Raw genomic sequence first — 18,453 nt, 5'->3', positions numbered from 1 at the left:
TGGGGTTTCCCCATGTGAGAGTAGGTCATCGTCAAGATTAAATTCCGAAACCCCAATTGCGAAAGCAGTTGGGGTTTTGTTTTGCCTGCGAAAAAGTTTGAGGCGTCGACCAAGCCGACGAATCGACATGGCGTACCTTCCGATCCAGTGCCTTAATGTTTCTCTTTCGGGGCAGGGGGGATGACCATGCGACGTCGTGGAGCCAGCTATTGGTTATGGATCAACAGCCGTTTGCCGATGTACGGCCATGACGAGACACTGAGCGACGGCTTACAGATCGAGGTTCAGGCTCGCATAGGCCTGAGTGGCGACACCCAAGTATTCATCGGCGTGTATACGAAGGAGGGGCGAGCGATCAGTGAAGAGTTTCATGACCGCGGCACAGACATTTCCTGCGAAGTTGCGCTGAAGTGGGGAAGCGAGCGAGCCCGGGAGATCGTTATCGCTCAGCAGGTTTTCGCCGCCCCGCATCGTACTCAGACAACGCTGAGTGCAGTGGTGACCGACCCGTCGATAGTTGCGATCCGGCGGATGGAGATGAGCGAGCACGAGCGCCTTAAACTCAAGGCGTCGGATGCCTGGTCAGAATATCTGGATGCCAAGAACGCCATGCTCGATCTGATGCGCCTGAGGCGCGTCGATCCAGGCATTTGGGCCGAGAGCAAGGCGCGCCTTCAGCAGGCGATCGACCGTCGCGTGTGCATCCAGCGCGCCTATCTAAGCTGAATCGCTTACAGGCGCTGCGAGCGGCGCAGCGCCTCGATGGTTTCGATCAAATCGTCATAGGCCACTGGTTTGCCGAGGTGCTGGTCGAAACCTGCCTCACGGGACTTCTGCATATCGCTCTGCGTGCCATAACCAGTGAGGGCGATGGCGGGTACATTTTTCACCAGCGGCAATTTGCGTAACGCGCTCATCAGTTCGTAGCCGCTCATGACCGGCATGCCCAGATCGGAAATGATCAGATCGAAACGCGTGCCCTCAGCCGCTTTCAGTGCGGCAACCGGATGATCGAATGCGGTAACATCCGCGTCTTCAATTTCCAGCAGCATTTTCAGCGTTTCGAGCACTTCCGGTGAGTCATCCACCAGCAGGATACTCAGGCCATCCAGTTTGCCAGATGCCACTTCAACCTCTTGTGGCGAACTTTCTTCGACCACATCAATAGCCAACGGCAGGCACACGGTAAAGGTGCAACCGGCACCCAACCCCGGCGACGTCACCAGAACCGAGCCATGTTGCGCTTCAGTCAGTTGCCTGACCAGTGACAGACCAATCCCCAAACCTTCGCGCTGATGATTGGTGTGCTGTTTTTCCGCCTGGCCGAACAGATCGAACACATGTTCCAGATTTTCCGCAGCGATGCCGACGCCGTTGTCCTTGATGTCCAGACGAGCCATTTGCGCACTGCGACTGGCGATCAATTCGATTCGTCCGGTCGGTGGGGTGAATTTCAGCGCATTGTTCACCAGGTTCCAGATGATCTGCTCCACCCGCGTCGGGTCGGCATGAATGATCAGTGGCTCGGTGGGCAAGTGCAGATCAACGCGCGTCGCATGCTGTTCGTTGATCACCACGGTATGGATATCACGCAGTACGGCGCTCAGATCAACCCGTGTCAGTTGCAGCTTGAGCTTGCCGGTGCGCACTCGCGCGACGTCGAGCAGGTCATCGATGATCCGCGCCTGGCTGTTGACTGCATCGCAGATGGTATTGACCGCTTTCGTCGCCGGCCCCGCGGTACGGATGACCGGAAGGCGTCGCAGCAGCTCGGCGTTGAGCTGAATAAGGTTCAGTGGATGTTTGAGTTCATGGGACATGACCGCAAAGAACTCATCGCGCAGGGACACCGTATTGCGCGTCTGCGCCAGCTCCTGGCTCTGCTCGTCCTGCGCACGTTTGTGGCCGGTCAGGTCGCGGGCGATCTTCACGTAGCCTTGCAGATAATCGCCGCTGAGCAGGGTGACTTCGCCACTGCAGAAGAAGCGGCTGCCATCCTTGCGCTGGTGCCAGCGTTCATCTTCGGCGCGGCCGTGGGTTCGGGCAGTCGCCAGTTCGTTCTCGGCCATGCCGGCAGCACGATCTTCGGCAGTAAAGATGAAATCGTAGAACGCACCTTCGGCCTCGGCCTTGGTGTACCCGAAAATCAGTTCGGCGCCTTTGTTCCAGCTGGTGATCGCGCCTTGTTCGTCGAGAATGATGATCGCGTAATCGCGGGTGCTCTCGGCCACCAGGCGCATGCGTTCTTCGCCCAGGCGCAATTCTTCTTCGGCGGCGCGGCGTTTCGTGATGTCGATGAAGGTCAGCACGGTGCCGTCGATATGATCTTCGCTGGAGCGATAGGGCAGTAACCGGGCGATGTACCAGCGATTATCGGTGCTGTTCACTTCACGTTCGATCATGTTCAGCGACTCGAACACTTGCGCTGCGTCCTCGGCGAGGTCGGCATAGTTCAGGCGATGCGTGATGTCGAGCAGCGAACGTCCGGTGTCGACCGGTAGCATGCTGAAGATATCGGTGGCGCGCGGGGTGAACCATTTGATGCGCATGCTGCGATCGACGAACACCGTGGCGATGTCGGTCGAGGCGATCAGGTTGGTCAGGTAATCGTTGATCTTGTCGGTTTCTTCGACTTTGGTTTTCAGCTCGTAATTGACCGTCAACAGCTCTTCATTGATCGACTGCAGCTCTTCCTTGCTGGTTTCCAGCTCTTCGGTGGCCGAGCGCAGTTCCTCGTTGATGGCCTGCATCTCTTCGTTGGAGGCTTTCAGTTCTTCGCTGGAGACTTCCGACTGTTCAATGGTGTCCTGCAGGTGCAGCTTGGTGCGTTGCAGTTCGCGCTCAAGGTTCGACAGCACCTGGCTTTCGGTCTGCAACATGGTGGTGGCTGCGTGTTCGGCGGGATCGATTTCCACTTCCTCGAAGATCACCAGCACGCATTCGCTGTCCGACTCGTCGTCTTTATACGGTTGGGCGATCAGATCGATGCGGAACTGCCGCTCTTCGCGCTTGAGGATCACTTCCCGCGAGCGCACGGTCAGGTTGCTTTGCTGCACCTGGAAGAGCGTTGTGCGAATCTCCAGGCGCAGCTCCGGCAGGATCAGCGTCAGCAGGTTGCGCGACAGCTCGCCGCCGACATGTCGCAGAAAGCGCCCGGCGCTTTCGCTCATGTGCAGGATATCGGCGTTGCTGTCGACAATGATGCTCGGCGGCGCCGAACGCTCGATCGCACGTCGATGAATGTCGGCGAACGACAACTTGGGTTGTTCGCTGGGCTTCACTTCCGGACGCGAGACACTGCTGCGCATATAGCCGCCACGCGGCATGGTCGGCGTGCGACGGCTGTTCGGCGTGCCGGTCTTGGCGCGGAAGATGCGGTTGCGCTTGTCCACCGGAGTGAACAATTCATGGCAAGCATCGGCGCTTTCCGAAGTGCCGAGAAACAGGAAGCCACCCGGTCGCAAGGCAAAGTGGAACATCTGCAGTATTTCGCGCTGCACTTCGCGATCCAGATAGATCAGCAAGTTGCGGCAGGTGATCAGATCGATCTGCGAAAATGGCGGATCGGACAACAGGCTGTGCTTGGCGAACAGGACCTTTTCGCGGATTTCCTTGCGGATGCGGTAATGCTCGTCGTCTTTAACAAAATAATGGCGCAGGCGATTAGGCGGTACGTCGGTAACGATGGCTTGCGGGTAAGTGCCGGCGCGGCCGACGCTGATCGCACGTTCGTCGATATCGGTGGCGAACACTTGCAGGTTGGCCTTGCTGTTTTCGACCTGCAACTGATCGTCGAGCAGGATCGCCAGGCTGTAGGCTTCCTCGCCGGTAGAGCAGCCGGCAGACCAGACGCGCAATTCCTCTTTTTCCGCCGAGCTGGATACCGACTGCACCAATTGCGGCAGCACTTCGCGCTCCAGCGCCTCGAAGGCTTCGCGGTCGCGAAAGAAGTTGGTCACACCGATCAGCATGTCGCCCAGCAGCGCCTTGGCTTCGTCCGCGGTGTTTTGCAGGTAATCGTAATAGGTGCTGAGGTCGGACTGGCCGGTGACCTGCATGCGCCGCTCGATGCGGCGCAGCACGGTGGCGCGCTTGTAGTGTTTGAAATCGTGGCCGGTACTGGCGCGCAGATAGATCAGGATGTCATGCAAACGCTGTTCGGCAATCGCCGCTTCCTGGTCGCTGGACGGCGATTGCACTTTGATGTCGGGGTCATTGGCGCTGGGCAGGGTGATGTTCTGCGAATTGCTCCACAACTCCATCAGCTTCTGCGGCATTTCCACCACTGGCAGCACCAGGTCGACCATTCGCGTTTCGATCGCGGCGCGCGGCATGCCGTCGTATTCGGCGTCTTCAGGCACTTGCGCCAAGGTGACGCCGCCCTGTTCCTTGATCCGCGACAAACCCACTGCGCCATCGGAGCCGGTGCCCGACAGCACCACGCAAAACGCCCGTTCGCGATGCACATCGGCGAGATCGCGGAAGAACAGGTCGATCGCCGAATGTCGGGTGGTTTGTGTGGCGGCGGTGCTCACGCGTAAGTAACCATCGTTCATCGACAGCGATTGCGCGGGCGAAATGACGTACACGCAGTTTTTCTCGATCGGCACCGGTTGCGTCACCTGCAGCACCGGCATCCGCGTCGATTCCTGGATGATCTTGTCAGCGACGCTCTGATGATCCGGCGATAAATGCAGGATGATCACGAAGGCCATGCCAGTGTCTTGCGGCATGTGCTCGAAAAACAGCTTGATCGCTTGCAGTCCGCCAGCGGACGCGCCGATGCCGACCACCGGGAAGTCCAGGTGGCTGGGGCTCAGGCCTCGGCGCTCGGGAGCAGAGGGCGAGGAGGGTGATTTCGAGGTCATGACTTCGGCCTTGAGAAGGCGACGGTTGGGGTCGCGGTGGATCAAAAAACGCATGGGTAACTGCGCAGGATAATCCTGTTTCCGACTTTTTTCCTGCCGCAGTTCGAATGGCGTGCTGGTTGTTTTGTGTTGACCTCGCTCTTGACCTAAACGCACCAACAATCTTCAAGAGATTCGAGGGAGCGGCCGATAACCCGTTCGGTGACAGCAACGTCGCGCGAAATCGCTTGATAGCATTTGGCCGGCAGCTATCATCTGCGCGCCTGAAATTGCCCTCTCTTCATTTGCCTGGAAATCGTCGATGTCGTCGTATCACCAAAAAAGCTTTCTGATCGTCGATGATTTTTCGGATTTCCGCAGTTCCGTGCGTTCGATGCTGCGTGAACTGGGCGTCAAGGATGTCGATACCGCCGACACGGGTGAACAGGCGCTGAAGATGTGCTCGCAGAAATCCTACGATTTCATCCTGCAGGATTTCCATCTCGGCGACGGCAAGAAAAACGGCCAGCAAGTGCTCGAAGACCTGATGTCGGAAAAGCTCATCAGTCACGAAGCGGTGTTCGTCATGGTCACCGCCGAAACCAGTCAGGCGATGGTGCTCAGTGCGCTGGAACACGAGCCCGATGCGTACCTGACCAAACCGTTCAACCGCTCCGGCCTGGCCCAGCGCCTGGAGCGTCTGGAGCAGCGCAAGACCCTGCTCAAACCGATTCTGCAAGCCCTCGACCGTGGCAAACCGGTCGAAGTGCTCAACGCCTGCATCGCTCTGTGCAAGCAGGACATCCGCTATTCGCCGCTATGCCTGCGCTATCGCGCCGATGCGCTGCGCGACATGAATCAGAACGAAGCGCTGGAGCGCCTCTATGACGGCATCATTGCCGACCGCCCATTGCCGTGGGCGTTTGCCGGGCTGGGCAAGCTGTTGTTCAAGCGTGGCCAAGTGACGCAGGCCAAAGAAGTCTATGAAAAAGCCTTGAAGGTTTTCCCGATGATGCCGGCGCTGTATGACGGCATGGCCGATGTGCTGGTGGCGGAGGGCGACAGTAAAGGCGCGCAACGGGTGCTGGAAGAAGCGATTCGCCTGTCACCGTTGGCGGTGCGTCGTCAGGCTTTGCTGGGCAAACTGGCGATGGCCAACGAAGATTTCGAGACCGCCTCGCGTGCCTATCGTCAGGCCGTGTCGCAAGGCGCGCAGTCGCGCTTCAAGGACCCGGAAAGCAATCTGGGTCTGGCGCATGCCTTGATCAGCAAGGGCAGTGATCGTGGACTCGACACGCGCACGCGACTGGAGATCAACACCACGCTCAGCGCGGTCGCCAAAGAAAACCCGAGTGACCCCGGCCTGCAGATTCGTGCGCGCCTGATGAAGGCCACCAGTCTGCTGCTCAACGATGCGGAAACCGCCGACAAGCTCACCGAACAAGCGCTGATGCGCCTCGACGGCATGGAGCAGTTCATGAGCCCGGAAGCGGCGTTGCTGGTGGCCAAGCAGTTGCAGATGCTCGGTCAGGCTGAGGCGGGCACCTCGATGCTCAAGAGCTGTGCGGAAATCTATGGTGATGACCCGGCGGTGATGAAAGACATCGCCAAGCTCACCGATGACCCGACCATTCTCAGCTCCAGCAACGCCGCTGCCGACCTCAACCGGCAAGGCGTGCGGGTCTACAAGACCGGCAACCTGGTGGAAGCCCGCGAGGTGTTCCGCAAGGCGTTGAAGATGCAACCGAAGAACCTCAGCATCGCGTTGAACCTGGCCCAGTCGCTGTTGCATGGCACCGACACCAGTGTGCCGTCGGCGGAGCTGGAAGAATGTCGGGCCTGCCTGAAAATGGTCGGCCTGATGCCCGACACCGACGCGCGGTTTGCGCGTTATCAGAAGCTGAAAAGCAAGGCGTTTGGCGAATGAACCAAGACGAGCAGGCGCTGGATTTCTCCACGGTGATCGCCTCCACCGTCCACGACATGAAAAACTCCCTGGCCATGCTTACGCAGGCGCACAGCCAATGGCTGGCGCGTCTGCCGCCAGCGCAGCGCGAGGGCGCGGAGCAGGGCGTGATCGACTTCGAGTTCGCTCACCTCAACGGCATGCTCGTGCAGTTGCTCGGGCTGTACAAGCTCGGCGTCAATCAGCTGCCGCTGCAACCGGCCTATCACGAACTCGACGATTTCATCGAGGCGCAACTGGCCGCGCATCAAGAGGTGTTCGCCAGCCGCGGCATCATCGCCACCTATGAAGTCGATCCGCTGAGCCCGCTGGGTTTCTTCGATCGCGAACTGATTGCTTCGGTGCTGAGCAACTGCATCAACAACGCCATTCGTTATGCACGCGAATCATTGTTGATCACCGTGAGTGACGAGGCCGGGCAACTGGTCCTGAGCATCAACGATGACGGCGCCGGTTATCCGCGCGAGATGCTTGAGCGTCAGGCCGATTACGTGCAGGGCATCAATCACAGCAGCGGCAGTACCGGGCTCGGCCTGTATTTCGCCAATCGCATCGCGGCGCTGCATCAGCGCAATGGTGTGGAAGGGCGTACGGAAATCAGTAACGGCGGGCCGCTCGGTGGCGGGGTGTTCAGCCTGTATCTGCCGTAACAACGGTTTTTGTTTGACGCTGCTTGATATTCCGAACAGCCGGAGCCTATTTTGTACGGGTCGCCGTTCGCGGCTCGCACAATAACAAGGATTGCGTCATGACAACCGATGGCCAGCGCTCACTCGCACAGCGACTGACGGGCATTGATGAGATTGAATGTGTAACGCCGGATCTGAACGGCGTGCCGCGCGGCAAAGTGATGACTGCCGAGGGTTTCCTCGAAGGGCGGCGCCTGCAGTTGGCGCGGGGTGTGCTGCTGCAATGCATCATGGGCGGTTATCCGCCGGCGCGGTTTTACGGCAGCGATGACGGCGACCTCGCCCTCGTCGCCGAACCGACCCAGATCCATCGCCTGCCCTGGAGTGACGAGCCGCGCGCCCTGGCGATTTGCGACGCCGACGAACTGAGCGGCGAAAGTTCGCCGCTGTCGACCCGCGGTCTGCTCAAGCGTGTCATCGCTCGGTACGCGGCGCGTGGATTGGCGCCGGTGGTGGCGACCGAGCTGGAGTTTTTTGTTTTCGCGCCCAACCCTGATCCCACCCAAGCATTTCACCCACCGGTCGGCCTCGACGGTCGTTGCGAAGACGGCCAGTCGGCCTTCAGCGTCAGCTCCAATAACGGACTACGACCGTTCTTCAGCGAAGTCTACAAATGCATGGCGGCGCTGGGCTTGCCGCGCGACACCTTCATGCACGAAATGGGCGTCAGCCAGTTCGAGATCAATCTGCTGCACGGCGATCCGTTGCTGCTGGCCGACCAGACGTTCCTGTTCAAGCACCTGCTCAAAGAAGTCGCGCTCAAGCACGGCCTGACCGTAGTGTGCATGGCCAAGCCGTTGGCGCATACGCCGGGCAGTTCGATGCACATTCACCAAAGCGTGGTCGATATCGGCAGCGGCAGAAACGTCTTCAGTGACGCGAGCGGCGAGGCGACCGCGATGTTCCGCCATTTCATCGGCGGGCAGCAGGTGGCCATGGCGGACTTCACCGCACTGTTTGCGCCCAACGTGAATTCCTATCAGCGCCTGTGCCATCCCTATGCCTCGCCGAACAATGCCTGCTGGTCCCACGACAACCGTGCCGCGGGGCTGCGCATTCCGGCCAGTTCACCGGTCGCTCGTCGGGTCGAAAACCGCTTGCCGGGCGCCGACGCGAATCCGTATCTGGCGCTTGCCGCCAGTCTGGCCGCGGGTTTGCATGGCATTGAGCAGGAACTCGAGCCCAGCGAGGCGATCCAGGGCGAGTTCGTTGTGCCGGACAATCTTGCGTTGCCGTGTACCTTGCATGCCGCTCTGGAACGTCTGAAGCGTAGCCACTTGGCCAGGGAACTGTTCGGACCCGAGTTCATCGAAGGCTACATCGCGTCGAAGACCATGGAGTTGACCAGCTTCTTCGATGAAATCACCCCCTGGGAACGGCGTGTTCTAGCAGCCCAGGCCTGACGTACTGTCGCCATCGGGCTAGCGCTTGTTAGCCCGAAATCTACTGCAAGGAGCCGCTCGGAACGCCGATGCGCCAAATCTGGAAATCCTTTCGAGCGCTGTATTTCGCCTCGCTGATGATGTTGATCGGCTCGGGCCTTCTCTCCACCTATCTGGCCTTGCGTCTGGCCGCAGACAACGTCGACGGCCTGTGGGTCGGTGCGCTGATGGCCGCCAACTATTTTGGTCTGGTGCTGGGCGGCAAGATCGGGCACCGACTGATCGCCCGGGTCGGGCACATTCGCGCTTATTCGGCGTGTGCCGGGATCGTCGGTGCGGCGGTGCTGGGCCATGGTCTGGTGGATTGGCTGCCGGCGTGGCTGGTGCTGCGGACCATCGTCGGCCTCGGCATGATGTGCCAATACATGGTGATCGAGAGCTGGCTCAACGAGCAGGCCGACGCCAATCAACGTGGTCTGGTGTTCAGCGGTTACATGATCGCTTCGTATCTGGGCCTGGTGCTCGGTCAGTTGATTCTGGTCATGCACCCGGGCCTCGGTCTGGAACTGCTGATGCTGGTCGCGCTGTGCTTTGCGCTGTGTCTGGTGCCTGTGGCGTTGACCCGGCGGATTCACCCGGCGCCTCTGCATCCGGCGCCGATGGAGCCACGCTTCTTTATCAAGCGCGTGCCGCAATCGTTGAGCACGGTGCTTGGCGCTGGTTTGATCATCGGTTCGTTTTACGGTCTGGCGCCGTTGTATGCCTCGCAGCAAGGGCTGTCGACCGAGCAGGTCGGTCTGTTCATGGGTAGCTGCATCTTTGCCGGTTTGCTGGTGCAGTGGCCGCTCGGCTGGTTGTCCGATCGCTACGACCGGGCGCTGTTGATCCGCTGCTTCGCCGGGTTTCTGGCAGTGGCGGCTCTACCGTTGGCGGTGTTGCCGCAGGTACCGCTGGAAGTGCTGTTTGTGGTGGGCTTCCTCTGTTCGCTGGTGCAATTCTGCCTGTATCCGTTGGCCGTGGCGTTTTCCAACGACCATGTCGAGGGTGATCGACGGGTGTCGCTGACGGCGATGCTGCTGGTGACCTACGGTGTGGGCGCGAGCATCGGGCCGCTGCTGGCCGGCGTGCTGATGAAGTTTCTCGGCAGCCAGAGTCTGTATGCGTTCTTCAGCTTTTTTGCGCTGGTACTGGTGTGGCGGATTCGGCCGAAAGCGGTGACCAATCTGCATCAGGTCGATGATGCGCCGCTGCATCACGTCGCCATGCCCGACAGCATGTCGAGTTCGCCACTGGTGGCGGCGCTCGACCCACGGGTCGACGAGCAAGTGGTGCAAGAGCAGATGGTCCAGGATCCGGCGCCGTCCAATCCAGAGCCAGAACCCGAGCCAGCCGAACCGCAGCCAGCCACAGCCGAAGATGATGTGAGCAGCGCAGATGACAAGCCTGCGCCGGATATCAGTGGCGCGCGGCCCTGAATCGAAGATAAGCACTCGCGCATGAAAAAGGGCAGTCCTGTGAGGGACTGCCCTTTTTATGGGTCGCTACGGCTCAGAGATCGTCTTTGTCAAACCGCCGCGCTTCACGTTGAAGCTGATAAACGAAACGTTCGACGTTGCGCGCGGCCGGGCCGCTGATGTTGTGAAAGCGCAGGCCGGCGAAGGTGATATTGAGCTTTTCTTCGAAGTGCAGGTAGCGCAGTTCGACGGCGATCGGCTGGTTGCCGAACAGCGGCGGGGCGATCAGGCGGTCGTAGACCTGGCCCAGTTGCAGACGATCGGTGATGTCGCCTTCGAAACGAAACTTGCAACCGGTCGCGGAAATATCCAGCAGCTTGCCATGGATCGGCGACTTGAGCTTTTCGCCACCCAGTTCAACGCTGACCAGATCGGTCAGTTTCAGCGCGGCACGGAAGGCGTTGCGGCGCTGGTGGTAAACCACTTCGGTCGGCAGCTCGCCGGTATAGAAGCGATCGCCGTCGGATTCTTCGATATTCAGCGTGCCGTTGCATTCCCAGGCGATGCGTACGCCGTCATGAAAACCTTCAACCTTGAACGGCTCGCCGGCGAGCAGGAAGCGTTCGCCATCGCGCGGGATCATTTCGTCCAGAGCGATCGAGGCGCTGTCGCGGTCGACTTTGATCAGGTAGCTCTGGAAGCGTTGGCTGCGCTCGTGGAAGGTGATGATCAGCGGATCGTGGCTGTCCTGCAGCTGGCGCAGGTTGCTGGAGATTTCCAGTGGCGTGGTGAGCACCTTAGGGGGCTGCGGAGCATCATCCGCGCTGAGGGCGTTGGACACGGTTTATCAATCTCCAGACAAAATATGACGACTAGCCAGCATTTTGCCAGCATGTTCCGCGGGTTGATAGAGCTGGCGCATCAACGGCTCATGCCTGGCTGAGCGGACGCGGTTTGGCGGGCTTGGCAAAGGTGCCGCTGGCGTCGTACAACGCTGGCGGTTCGCCCCCGGTGAGGATTTTCAGCTGATTGGCCGTGGTGGCCTGCTGAATGCGGATCGACTGGCCATTCTTGACGTTGGCTGCCTGGCATTGGGCAATCAGGTCGGTCAGGGCGTCGCCCTGACGCAACAACTGCTCGCCAACGCTCGATTGCGCGGCCAGTTGTTGCAGGCCGTTGCGATCGGTCGGCAGATTGAGGCTGGCGAGAATTTCGCTGCGCTTGCGGCCATGCTGTTCCAGCAGAATGATCAACGCCTGCTTGCGCGCCAGAATTTCTTCCAGCAGGGGCATGTCACGACCGTGCAACGCGAGGGATTCGGTTTGCAGCAACTCCAGCAGTTCTTGCGCTGGAGCAAAGTCGTCGTCGATCAGTTGCAATAAAGTAGTGTCGTGCATGGCTGGCCTTGGGGTTTAAGCGTCCAAAAGCCTGGCGCCGGCAAAAGCCTAGCGCTGGGCTTCGAAGTTGAGCAGTTTGCTGGCTACACGGTTGCTGTCGACTTTATAGCTGCCATCGGCAATCGCGGCTTTCAACTCGGCCACACGGGCTTTGTCGACAGCAGGCTGATCGCGCAGCTTGTCAGTGACCTTCTGCAACTGTTGAGCCTCATTGCTGAGGTGTACCGATTCCCCGCTTTTGGCGGCATTGGCCTGTTCGGCCTGGGTATTCAGCGGCGCGGAGGGGCTGTTTTCAGCGCTTTCCTTGGCGTTGCTGGTACGTGTGCTGCCTGTCAGTGACGAGGAACTGTTCAAACGGCTGAAATCGATGACCATGATAAAAACCTCTGGGAATTTGGACGCTTGCCATGTTTTCGGCTATCCCATGAAAAACTTTAGGCACATTTTTCCAATGCGCCTGGCTGCATCGCGGCTTGTCCTGCTGCGACACAGTTTAGGGAAGCGGCGAGGTCGGCGCCAGTTTTCTCACAGGGCGTTCACATGGCCACTTCCACTTGTCCCGGCGCGGTGACCTGCGCCTTGATCACCCGTTGTGAATTGAGGTTTTTTACCCGGATCTGTTCTTTCAGGCCGCCGTTGGCCAGGGCTTCGCCCGGCATGCGCACGGCCAATGTCCCGCTGCGTGCGGTGATGATGACCTGATCGCCCTTGCGAATGACTTCCGCCTGCTCCAGATGAACCTGGGTGATGACCTGATCGGCGACCGTTGGTCGGGTCAATTTCTGCCCGATCGCTTCGTCTACCGAAGTCAGAAAGCCCTGATTGATCTGGCTGACGTCGCGCTCGCGCAAGGTCACGTCCTGCGGCTCGATAATGCCGGCGCGTTTGAGCGCACGCGTGGTCGTCACAATCTCGCGAAACAGCCGGACTTGAGCGGGTACGAACACCGTCCAGGGCGATGTACCCTCGCAGCGAACCTTCACCGTAACCCGACCCAAAGGACGTGCCGGACTCTCCAGCGTCGCTGTCAATTCCTTGTCGCACATCGGCATGCGCATGCGCGGGTCGAGCTGGTTGACTTCGATTTCATAACGGCCTTCGGTTTGACTGCTCGTCAGATAGTCTTCTACGGTGAACTCAAGAAAGCCCTGAGTGACGCCGATAAGCATGTCAGGCAAGGTAACCGCATCAGCATGGGCAGGACTGCCAAAGAACAAGCAGCAAATGGCGCACGCGCTGGCAAGCGCTCTGCGAAGAGGCGCTGTCAGGTGTCGGGAAAATGTCGTTTGAATGTTCATACGGGTTAAAAAGCAAGCGCCGTGCCGTTTAGCAATGAATGTGCGTCGCAACAACACTTGGCGTTGATGTAGGAGTCTGGGCATGGCGGGTGTAATGGATTCGGTGAACCAGCGCACGCAACTGGTAGGGCAGAATCGCCTGGAGCTGTTGTTGTTCCGTCTCGACGGTCAGCAGCTCTATGGCATCAACGTGTTCAAGGTACGGGAAGTGTTGCAATGCCCGTCGCTGACGTTGATGCCCAAGTCCAGTCCTGTGGTGTGCGGGGTGGCAAATATTCGCGGGGCGACCATTCCGATCCTCGATCTGGCAATGGCGACCGGTTCCGGAGCGTTGAAAGACAAGAACAGTCCGTTCGTGATCATCACGGAGTACAACACCAAGACCCAGGGTTTCCTGGTCCGCTCGGTGGAGCGCATCGTCAACATGAACTGGGAAGAGATCCATCCGCCGCCCAAGGGCACCGGTCGCGATCACTACCTGACAGCTGTGACTCGGGTCGACAATCAGTTAGTCGAAATCATCGACGTCGAAAAAGTGCTGGCGGAAGTCGCACCGACGCCGGAAGCGATTTCGGTAGGCGTGGTCGATGTCGAGACCCAGACCAAGGCGTTGTCGCTGCGGGTGTTGACGGTCGATGACTCGTCGGTGGCGCGCAAGCAGGTCACCCGTTGTCTGCAGACGATCGGCGTCGAAGTGGTGGCGCTGAACGACGGCAAGCAGGCGCTGGATTACCTGCGCAAGCTGGTCGACGAAGGCAAGAAACCGGAAGAAGAGTTCCTGATGATGATTTCCGACATCGAGATGCCGGAGATGGACGGGTACACCCTGACGGCGGAAATCCGCGGCGACGCACGCATGCAAAAGCTCCATATCATCCTGCATACTTCGTTGTCGGGGGTATTCAATCAGGCGATGGTCAAGAAGGTCGGCGCGGACGACTTCCTGGCCAAATTTCGTCCTGATGACCTGGCATCCCGGGTAGTCGACCGGATCAAAGCAGCAGATATCAGCTAGGGACCTACTGTCCCTGGTAGTCAACACGATTTAAGAGGCGGCACCATTGTCTACGGGTAATTTGGATTTCGAACAGTTCCGGGTCTTCCTGGAAAAGGCCTGTGGCATTTTGCTCGGTGAAAACAAGCAATATCTGGTCTCCAGCCGTCTCAACAAACTGATGGAGCAGCAAGGCATCAAGTCGCTGGGTGAGCTGGTGCAGCGCATCCAGACCCAGCCGCGCAGCGGTTTGCGCGAGCAGGTGGTCGATGCCATGACGACCAACGAAACCTTGTGGTTTCGCGACACCTATCCGTTTGAAGTGTTGAAGAACAAGGTCCTGCCGGAAGCGATCAAGGCCAGCCCCAACCAGCGCTTGCGCATCTGGTCGGCGGCCTGCTCGTCGGGTCAGGAACCGTACTCGCTGTCGATGTCGATCGACGAGTTCGAGCGCAGCAACCTCGGCCAGTTGAAGATGGGCGTGCAGATCGTTGCCACCGATCTGTCGGGCCTTATGCTCAACAACTGCAAGACCGGCGAGTACGACAGCCTGGCCATCGGCCGCGGTTTGTCGCCGGAACGTCTGCAACGCTACTTCGACCCGAAAGGGCCGGGGCGCTGGGTGGTCAAGGCACCGATCAAGAGCCGGGTGGAGTTTCGCTCGTTCAACCTGCTCGACAGCTATGCCGCGCTGGGCAAGTTCGACATCGTGTTCTGCCGCAACGTGCTGATCTACTTCTCTGCCGAAGTGAAGAAAGACATCCTGTTGCGCATTCACAGCACGTTGAAGCCGGGCGGGTATCTGTTCCTTGGCGCTTCCGAAGCGCTGAACGGCTTGCCGGACCATTACCAGATGGTCCAGTGCAGCCCGGGGATCATTTACAAGGCGAAGTGATTGCTGCGGCAATAGCAAAAACGGGAGCCCTCATGGGGCTCCCGTTTTTTTGTGCCTGCCGTAATTGTTCCTGACACCAATAACCCCTGTGGGAGCGGGCTTGCCCGCGATGGCGCCCTGTCAGTCGATATAAATTCACCAGATATACCGTCATCGCGGGCAAGCCCGCTCCCACAGGGTTCATGTAACCGGCTAGAGGCAACCAAGCGGCAGAAAAGCGGCATCTGGCGGAAGGCGGTTGCCGCTTTTCTGGCATTGCCGCTTTGCCGATCGCCCGCAAAGCCACGGAAACCGGGAGTTTTACACTCTGGCACGACGCTTGCTAAAGCTCAGTTACGAAAAATCCGGTCACCTGAAGGTTCCCGACATGAGCATCAGCTTCGACAAAGCGCTCGGCATTCACGAAAAGGCTTTGGGCTTCCGCGCCCAGCGTGCCGAAGTGCTGGCCAACAACATCGCCAACGCCGATACCCCGAACTACAAGGCGCGGGATCTGGACTTCTCGAAAGTACTCGAAGCCCAGAGCCAGAAAAACGCCAACGGCACCATCGCCCTCAACAAGACCAACAGCCGTCACATCGAAGCTGAAGGTCTGGGCAATGGCGACGAGTCGCTGATGTATCGCACGCCGATGCAGCCTTCGATCGACCAGAACACCGTGGACGCTCAACTGGAACAGTCCAACTACGCGGAAAACGCCGTCGGCTTCCAGGCCAGCTTCACCCTGCTCAACAGCAAATTCAAAGGGCTGGTGTCAGCCCTGCGCGGAGAGTAATCCATGTCCCTGTCCAGCGTTTTCAACATTGCCGGCAGCGGCATGAGCGCCCAGACCACGCGTCTGAACACCGTGGCCTCGAACATCGCCAACGCCGAGACCGTCTCGTCGAGCATCGACCAGACCTACCGCGCCCGTCACCCGGTGTTCGCCACCATGTTCCAGAGCGGCGGCAGCGATTCGCTGTTCCAGAACCAGGACGCGGCCGGTCAAGGTGTGCAGGTGCTCGGTGTGGTCGAAGACCAGAGCAACCTCGAAGCGCGTTACGAGCCGAATCACCCTGCGGCCGACGGCAAGGGCTACGTCTACTACCCGAACGTCAACGTGGTGGAAGAGATGGCTGACATGATTTCCGCGAGCCGTTCGTTCCAGACCAACGCCGAAATGATGAACACCGCCAAAACCATGATGCAGAAGGTGCTGACCCTCGGTCAGTAATAAGGGGCGACTGCCATGAGCGTTACCGATACCACCAGCTCCCTGAGCATGAATGACATCCTGTCGAACTCGTCGAAAAAGACCAGTTCGACCACCGATGGCATTGCTTCGGCGACCAACAGCAGCACCGGCGGGCAAGCGCTGGGCAAGGATGCGTTCCTGCAGTTGCTGGTGACCCAGCTGAAAAACCAGAACCCGCTCGACCCGCAGGACAACAGTGCATTCGTTGCCCAGCTGGCGCAGTTCAGCAGCCTCGAAGGCATCACCACGCTGAACTCCACCGTGAGTGGCCTGGCCGGCAACTACAACTCATCGCAGGCGCTGCAAGCGTCGTCGCTGGTTGGCCGTAACGTGATCGTGCAGACCAACACCGCACAGCTCGATGATCCGAGCAAAGGCCTGACCGGTTCGGTCACCGTGCCTTCGTCGATTGCCGGTGGCACCGTGACCATCACCGACAAGGACGGCAAGACCGTTCGCACCATCGATCTGGGCAGCCGCGCCGCTGGCGACGCGAGCTTCACCTGGGACGGCAAGGACACCGCTGGCACCGTGGTGCCGGTCGGTACTTACACCTTCAAGGCCAACGCACCGATCAACGGCGCCGCAACGGACCTGGCGACTTACCTGCCAGCGACCGTCAACAGCGTGACGATCAGCCAGACCGGCGGCGAGCTGATGCTCAACCTGGCCGGCAAGGGCACCGTCGCCCTGTCCAAAGTTCAAACCATTGGTATATAGAGCCGACTAACCCGGCATAAAGGAGTGGAATATGTCTTTCAATATCGGCCTTAGCGGTCTCTATGCAGCCAACAAGCAACTGGACGTGACCGGCAACAACATCGCCAACGTTGCCACCGCCGGTTTCAAATCCTCGCGCGCAGAATTCGAGGACGTGTATTCGTCGACTCGTCTGGGCAGCGGCAGCAAAGTCATCGGTAACGGCGTGCGCCTGGCCAACGTTTCCCAGCAGTTCACCCAGGGCGACATCAACAACACCGGCAACGTGTTGGACATGGGTATCAACGGTTCCGGTTTCTTCACCATGAGCAACAACGGTTCGGTGTCCTATACCCGTGCCGGTACCTTCAAGGTCGACAATGCCGGTTACATCACCAACACCGACTACACCTCGCGTCTGCAGGGTTACGGTGTGGATGCCAATGGCAAGATCATCAACGGCGTGTTGACCGATCTGAAGATCGACACCTCGAACCTGGCACCGAAGTCGACGTCGGCCGTGACTTCGAGCATCAACCTGAATTCGACTGCTGCTGTGATCGACGACACGGTGCCGGCGGGCAAGTTTGACCCTACCAACACCGCGACCTACACCAAGTCGTTCAGCACCCCGATCTATGACAGCCAGGGTAACCAGCACACCATGGATCAGTACATGGTGAAAACCGGTGCCAACACCTGGAAGGTCTACACTCTGGTCGACGGTCGTAACCCGGATGCAACCGGCAGCGATCCGAAAGTCACGGCGCCTGTGGCCTCGACGCTGTCCTTCGACGCGACCGGCAAGCTGACCCAGGTCAGCACGCCAAATCCGTTGGGTGGCCCGGCGATCATCAGCAGCGATCTTACGCTCAAAGGCTGGGTGCCAGGCACAGTGACCGATGGCGTCTGGAAGGCTAACGGTGCAGCGGCGAACCCGGCGGGTGTGACCATTTCGATGGCCAAGACTACCCAATACAACGCCGATACCTCGCGCACGATCCCGACTCAGGATGGTTACGCCACTGGCCAGATCACCAACCTGACAATCGATGGCACCGGTACTATGTTTGCCAACTTCAGCAACAACCAGAGCAAGGCGATTGGTCAGGTCGCGCTGGCCAGTTTCACCAACGAGCAGGGCTTGCAGGCGGTGGGTGGCACTAGCTGGAAAGAGACTTTCGCTTCGGGTATTCCGGGCTACGACGCACCGAAAACCGGTACGTTGGGTGAGGTGGTGTCCAACTCGCTGGAAGAGTCGAACGTTAACCTGACCAATGAGCTGGTTGATCTGATCAAGGGTCAGAGCAACTATCAGGCAAACGCCAAGACCATTTCGACTCAGAGCACGATTATGCAGACCATTATTCAGATGACCTGATTGGGTTTGTGATGGTTTTTTGGGCCCCTCGTTTTGAGGGGCTTTTTTTTTGGCCTTGGCGGCCTGTGGGCCGACCAGGCTCATGGGTTTTTGGGGATTTATCCGTTGCTTCGGGTGTTGCGGCTGGCGGTTTCGCCCTTACGGCGAGTCCCTTTTTCAGACGCCAAAAAGGAACCAAAAGGCTTTGCTCCTGCGTTCGGCCCTCGCAGGCTCGGGT

General features: G+C 59.2%; 16 protein-coding genes. 11 read left to right on the top strand and 5 right to left on the bottom strand.

The annotated features are described in order from the left end of the window. Positions 1 to 186: 186 nt before the first annotated feature. On the top strand, positions 187 to 726 hold the full coding sequence (locus ACYYKW_RS24785) for a hypothetical protein (protein WP_464991421.1): 540 nt from the start codon (positions 187 to 189) through the stop codon (positions 724 to 726). Positions 727 to 731: 5 nt separating this feature from the next. On the opposite strand, the gene ACYYKW_RS24780 is transcribed toward ACYYKW_RS24785, so the two are convergent. After that, positions 732 to 4,868, bottom strand: a complete 4,137-nt coding sequence (locus ACYYKW_RS24780; RefSeq protein ID WP_464991423.1) for a CheR family methyltransferase — start codon at positions 4,866 to 4,868, stop codon at positions 732 to 734. A gap of 301 nt (positions 4,869 to 5,169) precedes the next feature. Here ACYYKW_RS24780 and ACYYKW_RS24775 point away from each other — a divergent pair, with 301 nt between their 5' ends. From ACYYKW_RS24775 to ACYYKW_RS24760, 4 genes are all read left to right on the top strand, one after another. Then, entirely contained in the window at positions 5,170 to 6,774 is a 1,605-nt protein-coding gene (locus ACYYKW_RS24775; protein ID WP_090285377.1) for a tetratricopeptide repeat-containing response regulator, read from the top strand. Next, positions 6,771 to 7,463 carry a sensor histidine kinase gene (locus tag ACYYKW_RS24770; protein WP_206416550.1) on the top strand — a complete coding sequence of 231 codons (693 nt, stop codon included), beginning with the start codon at positions 6,771 to 6,773 and terminating at the stop codon, positions 7,461 to 7,463. The genes ACYYKW_RS24775 and ACYYKW_RS24770 overlap by 4 nt, the downstream gene beginning before the upstream one ends. A gap of 200 nt (positions 7,464 to 7,663) precedes the next feature. Beyond that, positions 7,664 to 8,905 carry a glutamine synthetase family protein gene (locus ACYYKW_RS24765; protein WP_464991422.1) on the top strand — a complete coding sequence of 414 codons (1,242 nt, stop codon included), beginning with the start codon at positions 7,664 to 7,666 and terminating at the stop codon, positions 8,903 to 8,905. A 68-nt stretch (positions 8,906 to 8,973) separates the two neighbouring features. Further along, positions 8,974 to 10,359, top strand: coding sequence for an MFS transporter (locus ACYYKW_RS24760; protein WP_336356302.1), 1,386 nt, complete (start codon positions 8,974 to 8,976; stop codon positions 10,357 to 10,359). 73 nt (positions 10,360 to 10,432) lie between these two features. Here ACYYKW_RS24760 and ACYYKW_RS24755 read toward each other — a convergent pair whose 3' ends face one another. From ACYYKW_RS24755 to flgA, 4 genes are all read right to left on the bottom strand, one after another. Continuing rightward, positions 10,433 to 11,179 (bottom strand): flagellar brake protein, encoded by a 747-nt coding sequence (locus ACYYKW_RS24755; protein WP_090285368.1) that lies wholly within the window; start codon positions 11,177 to 11,179, stop codon positions 10,433 to 10,435. A gap of 88 nt (positions 11,180 to 11,267) precedes the next feature. Continuing rightward, on the bottom strand, positions 11,268 to 11,735 hold the full coding sequence (locus tag ACYYKW_RS24750) for a flagella synthesis protein FlgN (RefSeq protein WP_093099237.1): 468 nt from the start codon (positions 11,733 to 11,735) through the stop codon (positions 11,268 to 11,270). 48 nt (positions 11,736 to 11,783) lie between these two features. Next, on the bottom strand, positions 11,784 to 12,110 hold the full coding sequence (gene flgM / locus ACYYKW_RS24745; RefSeq protein WP_090285364.1) for a flagellar biosynthesis anti-sigma factor FlgM: 327 nt from the start codon (positions 12,108 to 12,110) through the stop codon (positions 11,784 to 11,786). Between the two features lie 161 nt (positions 12,111 to 12,271). Next, positions 12,272 to 13,033: a flagellar basal body P-ring formation chaperone FlgA gene (flgA, locus tag ACYYKW_RS24740; protein ID WP_464991420.1), complete on the bottom strand. Its 762-nt coding sequence runs from the start codon at positions 13,031 to 13,033 to the stop codon at positions 12,272 to 12,274. A gap of 82 nt (positions 13,034 to 13,115) precedes the next feature. Between flgA and ACYYKW_RS24735 the strand changes: the two genes are divergently transcribed. From ACYYKW_RS24735 to flgE, 6 genes are all read left to right on the top strand, one after another. Further along, positions 13,116 to 14,048 (top strand): chemotaxis protein CheV, encoded by a 933-nt coding sequence (locus ACYYKW_RS24735; RefSeq protein WP_090285360.1) that lies wholly within the window; start codon positions 13,116 to 13,118, stop codon positions 14,046 to 14,048. A 46-nt stretch (positions 14,049 to 14,094) separates the two neighbouring features. Next, the gene (gene cheR, locus ACYYKW_RS24730) at positions 14,095 to 14,922 is read left to right on the top strand and encodes a protein-glutamate O-methyltransferase CheR (RefSeq protein WP_016773612.1); all 828 of its coding nucleotides are present in this window, start codon (positions 14,095 to 14,097) and stop codon (positions 14,920 to 14,922) included. A gap of 367 nt (positions 14,923 to 15,289) precedes the next feature. After that, complete coding sequence (gene flgB / locus ACYYKW_RS24725) at positions 15,290 to 15,697, top strand: flagellar basal body rod protein FlgB (RefSeq protein ID WP_093099242.1); 408 nt, start codon at positions 15,290 to 15,292, stop codon at positions 15,695 to 15,697. A 3-nt stretch (positions 15,698 to 15,700) separates the two neighbouring features. After that, entirely contained in the window at positions 15,701 to 16,135 is a 435-nt protein-coding gene (gene flgC, locus ACYYKW_RS24720) for a flagellar basal body rod protein FlgC (protein ID WP_464991419.1), read from the top strand. Between the two features lie 15 nt (positions 16,136 to 16,150). After that, complete coding sequence (gene flgD / locus ACYYKW_RS24715; protein ID WP_093099245.1) at positions 16,151 to 16,876, top strand: flagellar hook assembly protein FlgD; 726 nt, start codon at positions 16,151 to 16,153, stop codon at positions 16,874 to 16,876. A 31-nt stretch (positions 16,877 to 16,907) separates the two neighbouring features. After that, on the top strand, positions 16,908 to 18,236 hold the full coding sequence (gene flgE / locus ACYYKW_RS24710; protein ID WP_090285355.1) for a flagellar hook protein FlgE: 1,329 nt from the start codon (positions 16,908 to 16,910) through the stop codon (positions 18,234 to 18,236). The last annotated feature ends 217 nt before the right edge of the window (positions 18,237 to 18,453 follow it).

The organism is Pseudomonas sp. 15C (genome assembly GCF_055484735.1).
This window is presented reverse-complemented; position numbering and strand designations above follow the sequence as displayed.